This window comes from Acinetobacter sp. Res13-Abat-PEC15-P4-01, assembly GCF_015676285.1.
Lineage (GTDB): Bacteria > Pseudomonadota > Gammaproteobacteria > Pseudomonadales > Moraxellaceae > Acinetobacter > Acinetobacter nematophilus.
Genome location: NZ_JADAIN010000044.1, coordinates 1 through 7,182, shown reverse-complemented (window position 1 = coordinate 7,182; position 7,182 = coordinate 1). Strand labels below are relative to the sequence as shown.

General features: G+C 39.3%; 1 protein-coding gene. It reads right to left on the bottom strand.

Annotation, left to right across the window (positions count from 1 at the left end):
- A partial coding sequence (locus tag IMO47_RS15955; RefSeq protein WP_242052687.1) for a hemagglutinin repeat-containing protein occupies positions 1–7,182 on the bottom strand: 7,182 nt, incomplete at both ends.

The window sequence follows — 7,182 nt, the reverse complement described above, 5'->3', positions numbered from 1 at the left end:
GCAATTTCAACTTTAGGTATATTCTGAACCTGCGTTTTCACCGTATTAATATTTGATGAATTCACCCAGCTATTCACATTAAATGCAGCTTCTCCCATCCAACCCAAAGCTTCTGATGATTTCTCTCCAAAACCTACTTGATGTGCATCTTCATGAGTAACCAAATTTACTGTATTTTTCTGAGCATCCTTATCAAGATAAATATCTGTTTTATTCGTGATATTTGTCGTTGCATCCGCTTTTAAATAATTTTCATTGAATAAACTTTCTACCAAACTAACATCTGTATTTTTTATCGATGTTCCTTTGGTCAACTGATCATTGTATTCATTGATCAATTGTTGATTATCAACAACATTGCTAGATGTTCCATCTTGAATCAGTTGTAATCGTGCTGCCATTTCAGCATCGTATGCGATCTGTGCATTATTTTTTGTTAATGTTGTTGCATCTTGTACTGAACCTTTTTCATCCAACAACCCAACAATACCAGAGCCTAAAATTAATCCGCCTGTTGCTGTTGAACCTGCAATAATTTTACTGTTCTGCGGTAAATCCTTCTGCTCTTGGATAATCTGAGCACGTCCACTCTCTGTTAACAAACGATTGTCTACAGTCACTGAACCATTCAATAAACCTGTCACTTGGTCTCGGGTGATTTCTTGAGTATTGTTAATATCACGGTTGGCCAGCTCAGTGCTATTTTTAACTGTGCCTTGACCCATTGTCGCTTTAGTTAACTGCTCTTTTTCATTCTCTGTACTTTGTAAACCAACCGTTGTACTACCACTTGGGTGGAATGAACTCTCCTTGCTCTCCCCTTTGATCGATGTACCCACACTGGTCGATACATTGAAACCACGGTTGCTTTCAGAACTATGATCTTGGATATCTTTAAGCTCAAGTGCCCCTGTATAATTCAGTTTGCCATGATCGGTTAATGTTCCATCTGGGTTTTTCGATGCATTGGCGATCACACCACCAATATTACTCACCTTTTGCACGCCCATCGTATCGAGGTCTGCATCATGTTGTGCATTGCCGATCAGCAATTTACTGGTTTCATTCACCCAAGCTTTATCGTTTTGACCTTTGGCTTGATTATAACTTGCCGTGATATTGCCACCACCTGAACCAATGCCTAAACCAATTGAACCACCTTTACTGCTACTGTTGCCGGATGCTGTATCTTGTAAGCTTTCAACATGGATTTGATTGACTTTTATATCGCCACGATCAGCAATACTGACCACACCACCTTGGATATTTAACTTATTTAAAGATCCAGATACTGTGTTGAGATCAACTGTACTGTTTACATTTGTCAGACTTTCATCATGTGATTTCGATGTTTGCTTGCCCACCGATACACTGCCACCACCGCCATAAGTGTAACTCACACTTTGGTTGTTGGTTTTACTGCTGGTCTCTTGTTGACCGTGTTCTTTTCCTGCACTGATATTAAAATCTTTCGTTCCATCGAATGTTGTCGTTCCAGTTGCGGTTAAGCGACTGCCTTGTACATTCACATCCTGATTTTCAGATTTAAGCGTGAGGTTGTTTAGATCAAGATTGCTACCTTGCCATTTGCCTTGGGTAGTATTTGTGGTGGTGGTGGTTTCGATACGTTCTCCGTTTGCACCAATGGTAAAGCCGTAAGTTGCTGAACTTGCTGCTGCGGTTGCTGCTGCTGAACCTACCGCAATCTGTGCATTGGCAAGATTGGCGGTTGCCATTGCAACATTGGCTTTGGTATCGTCCAGTGCTTCTTTGGTGATTTTACCTGATGCATAGTCACGCTGTGCCTGACTATATTGATCTTTGGCTTGTTTGACGGACTCGGCTGCATCTTTGACCGTACCTACTGCAAGTGCGGCATCCAAATATGCATTTCGCACACCGACTTCTGCACTAATCGTTTCTTTATGTGTCTTATCTTCAACAGTGGTTTTATTTTCATAACCACCGATCTTTAAATCACCTCGACCATGATCAAGAACCGTATCGCCTGTCGCTTTGATATTTTGACCGAGTATATCTATACCTTCTGCACCTTGTATTTTAAGGTTTTCAGTCTGGATTGAACCTGCCTTATGGGTGGTTTCTGTCGTTTTAGTACTTTGCGTGGTATCTTCTGAAACAAAACCACCCAAACGGACGTTGTCTTTATTCAGCTTAACCCCTAAGCCTTCAATGGTTTCTTTACTGTGTGAAGTGACTGAAATGTTTTGTTCTTCAGCCGCATTCAATGTCACCTTTTGACCTGAAAGGATGGTATTTTTTGCAGTAATCTCGGCACTAGTTAATGTCGTTTGACCTGATGATCCAACATAAACATTGTTCGCTGTTAAATTTGTACCCGTTTGCTTGATTTGCTCTTCACGTTTACTGTTGGACTCACCCACTGTAAGTTTGGTATCCACTTTAACGCCAGGGAATAAAGATTGAACGCCAGCCAGACCGACTTCAGTGACTTTCATCAACTCTTTAACAACACCACGATAACCCTTTTGTTGCTCATCCCACTGTTGATCATGAGTTTCCAGCGTAGTCAGTTTGACATTTTCAGGCATCAATGAACCATCAGCGGCTTTCAAGGTTCCATCGGCTTGACGTTGCATCAAAGTATTGCCAACAAAGATACTTTGCCCAGCCGTGATATCGTTGGCTTGTAGCTCTATATTCTTTCCTGCATTGATATCAATATTTTTCCCAGCAACCAATTGAGTTTGCGCAACTTCTTGATCAATATAACCCTTTTGACGATTATTGTAGGTTGCAAAGTTAGATTTTGAAGATGTTTCGCTTACGCTCTTTTCATTGATTGTGGAGAGTAGGTTGACATTACCTTGTAAAGCCTGAATCTGGATACTCTCACCTGCGTTTGCTTGCAGATGTGTCGCAGTGATATTGCCTTGTTGGCTATTTAGAATAATATTTTTCCCAGCATTCAACTGATTGGCGATTGAAGTGGTTGTATTCTCATCATAAGTTGATGATTTCTTGCTTCCAAATGAGCCTTTTGAATGGAATTGGCTAGACATTGAACTCTGGTCTAATCCATTCTCAAGTAGAATATTGTTTTGCGCAGAAAGCTGAATACTGCCTTGTTTGCTGTTCAGATCAACAGCTTTACCGCTAATATTTTGAGCGTTGATCAGTAACGATCCTTCGCTGCTGATTTGACTGCCTATATCCTGTTGCTTGTTATATTGATAACCATTTTTTGAGTTAATTTTTAATTGTTCAGTCTGACTTGTCGTCACGGCTCCGATATCAAGATTACCCAAGGTATTGAGGATGGTCGTACCATTACTGTTGTTGATTTGAGCAGCTTTTAAGTTGGTATTCCCCATAACATCTATAAGCAAGGTGTTTTGGCTTGGATCAAGCTTTTGCTGACTGCCTGAACCAACATAAATTCCCGCCACACGATCAATACTGGTTTGTGATGAACTAAAACCACCAATTTTCGATTCTGTTGAAAGCGTTGTTGATTCAATATTTAGATTTCCACCAACTTTCAATGCCATAGATTCTTTGGCACTGATTTGACCACCAATGTTGTTTAAATCTTTTTTGGTGTCTATAGCAACTTGATTACCATGAATTCGTCCATTTAAATTTTGAACATTCTCAGCAGTAATTTGTACTGCTTGGCGACCTGCAATGGTTGCACCATTGATCAAATCACCATCTAGCTTAAACTGAATCGCATCACCAGAAAGTAAGGTACCATCTCCTTTTAAGTCACCGACTCGTGCTTTCACATATACTTGTGGAACAAGTGCTTGAGCCTTTGTGCCATTTGGTAAGATCACCGTTTGTTCAACCAACCATACAATATCACTGGTCAACTGCGCTGTTTGCGCAGCAGTTAATGCAATACCAGGGCGTAAACCATACAACTTAGCAAAACTTACTCCATTGTTCATGAGTACTTTATACTGCTCATCATCATTGGAATAACCCTCTAGGAAGCGATACCCCGTAAGATTTGCAATCTGATCTTGCACCAAACGTTGTTCATATAGACCGTCGGCTAGACGCTTTTGTTGCAATGCAGGGTCTAATCCAAGTGCATCCAACATATAGTCAGAAGATAACCATGTTTTATAGTTGGTAAAGCTCGGATCTGTTTCAACGAGATATCCTGCTTTACTGTTTGCATTGACACGATATAAAGCACTATTTGGAACTTTAATCTCAGTGGATTGAAGCGTTCTTATCTCATACTGTGTTGATTGATCGGTTTCACTAGGTGCATTGGCCTGTTGAGTAACATTATGGGCTTGTGCTTGACCAGCAGTATCACCTTGTTTTTGCGATGCTTGCCCCACAGAAACATTTAAATCTTTAGACTGTAATGAAGATGAATTTTTTTGTAAATCATTTACTTGACTACTGTTATCGACTTGCTTTGTATTGGTAAGCTGTTGATTTTGATTATCGACATGCTCAGCTTTGAACAGATTGACATTTTCATCAAGTAATTTTGCATTTAAATCTTTCGATTGTTGTGAAGGTTGATTCTGCTGACCAGTCTGAGTCTGGATTGTATTCGTTAAATCAGCAGCATGACCCGTTGTTAAATTTTTGCCATTGGCTTGTTCTGCTTGCGATACATTGATATTTGCCCCTGAAGCATTTACATCTAAGTCTTTTGATTGTAATGAAGCTTGGACATCTTGCTCTTTCTGGGTTTGGATGCTGTTCGTGAGATCAGTTTTCTGACCAGTGGTCATGTTCTGTGTATTGGCTTGGTCAACCTTTGACACAGTGACGTTCGTCACTGCAACTTGAACATCCAAATCTTTAGACTGCAATGTTGGTTGGTTTTGCTGCCCTGTTTGCGACTGTGTACTATTCGAAATATTCTCAGCTTGTTTTACAGTTAAACTCTCGCCTTGAGAATTTTGAGCTTTCTCGACTTGAGTTGAATTATTGGTACTTTTTAATCCATTTACATTGGTCTGCGGAGTTTGACTTGATTGAGTTTTGTCGGCACTTTGATTGTTAGATACCAACGTTGTCACAATTTGATTTTGGTTTAGCTTTTGATTACCCAAAGCTTGACTGACCACTAAATCAAATGTTTCTGTTTGGGTATTTGTAAATTTAGATTCCTTATTTACACGTTTTTTCTTTTTTCTTAAACCAATCCTCACATAATTAATTTCTGAAAGTATCTGTGTTCCACTTGCGACTATTTTTCTGATACCTTGACTATCCTCAGGCTTACCCGATGTGATACTTCCGCCTAAATTAGACAGTACACCACCTGCCAAGATTTGGCTTTTATCATTCAGCACTTGCGCACCATCAAGATTTAAAGCTCCCCCAGATTTAATTTGTCCAGGTGCAGAGTCCATAACTCTCGTTTCAGAAGTTACTTGACTATAGTTATATTTAGCCCAATCTTCATTGTAAATTTTCTTTGCTATTAATTTTCCATCAAATGTTTTCCAGTCACCTTTATAAAATTTTTCAAGATTATCCTTACGCTCAATTTCAACCATTTGGGTCTTAAAGTTTTTATTAATATTATTGATTTGCTTCGCGGACAAACGCATATTGCCTAATGATTCAATCGTCGCACTTTCATTATTGATCACTAAAGCTTGCCCAACAGCTTTATCATTGGCATCTAATCCACCACCGAGATATAAATTACCCGCACTAAAAATCTGTGATTGGCTTGCATAGTCAGCTGTATTTGCCAAGTTATTCAACACCTGAACACCTAGATACATATCGCCACGAGAGGCAATCACTGGCGCAACACCAGCACTATTCGGTCGGTTATTTAACGTGTTGGCATTGATCGCCAGTGTTGTTCCATAAATACGTCCTGTACCTTGATTATTCAGTGTATTCGCTTGTAGGCGGGTATAATCACCATTGATCAATCCAGTATTATTCAACTCATTTTGTGCAGTCAATCGGGTCTCATGGCTTTCAATTTTAGCATCAAGCATATTGTTGATATTGACAGCACTGAGATCCAATCGATTTCCTGAATTAATCGTGCCATAGTTCGTTATATTGCCTTGAGTATTCAAACTTAAATTTTGATTGGCCTGTAATTGAGCGCCTATGCTATGGATATAACTCTCTTTTAAGTTGATTTGAGCATCACCCAAACTTAAAACTTTGCCGTTCCCTGAAAGAGATTTCGCGGTGAAATTCAGTCCAGTACCTGATAAGATTTGACCATTCAAATTATTGACTTCTAGTTGATCACCCAGAATGGTCAGTTGTTTTTCACTACTGATTTGACCTGACTGGTTATTCAATATTTGGCGAATGTTCAGATTTTGGTTACCACTACTTCGTATCGCACCAGTTTGGTTATTTAAAATATTGCTCGTGATATTTAAATTATTCGCATCAATTCCCTGAATTGAACCATCAGTTGACAGCGTATTTTGATTATCTAACTGTTGAGTAGTGATATTTAAATCACCTACTGCCATAATATGACTATTCGCATCGCTCGGTTTTAACTTACCATTGTTATTTATCCGATCAATATTAAGCGTCATCCCGCCCATAGATAACAATTGACCAGATTGATTGTTCAATAGCTGGTTTTGCCCTATACCCCAAATATTTAATTGTTTCCCTGCGAGTATTGTGCCTTGTTGATTCAGTACTTGGTTGACTTGAATACCTAACTCTTTAGCACTTGCGAGATATCCACCTGTATTATTTAATGTTTTTATATTATTCAGTTGAATATCACCTTGACTCAGTATGCCTGCTTGTTGACCACTGTTGGTATTTACAAGATCCTGATTGTGGGTATCAATCTGGATGGTTTGCTGAGCCTGGATCAATCCTTGCTGATTGTTTAATTGCCCAGAGTCAATTTTAATATTTCCAGAACTCAGCGTTCCCTGATTATTGTCCAGTAACTGCCCTTGGCTATTGAGTTGTAGTATGTTTTGACTATTGATTTGCCCCTGAGCGTTATTCACACCATTCGCAGCAATATAAATATCTTGAGCTGATTGAATCAGTCCTTGCTGATTTGCAAGCGCTAATTGTCCTGCATCCAGTTGAATTTGTCCTTGAACACTGCCAATCTGTCCGGCATTGTTATTTAATCCCTGACTCTTTAAGCTCAGTTGTTGGTTCGAAGCAATCACACCACTTTGGTTGTTGATGTCTTTTATCGTA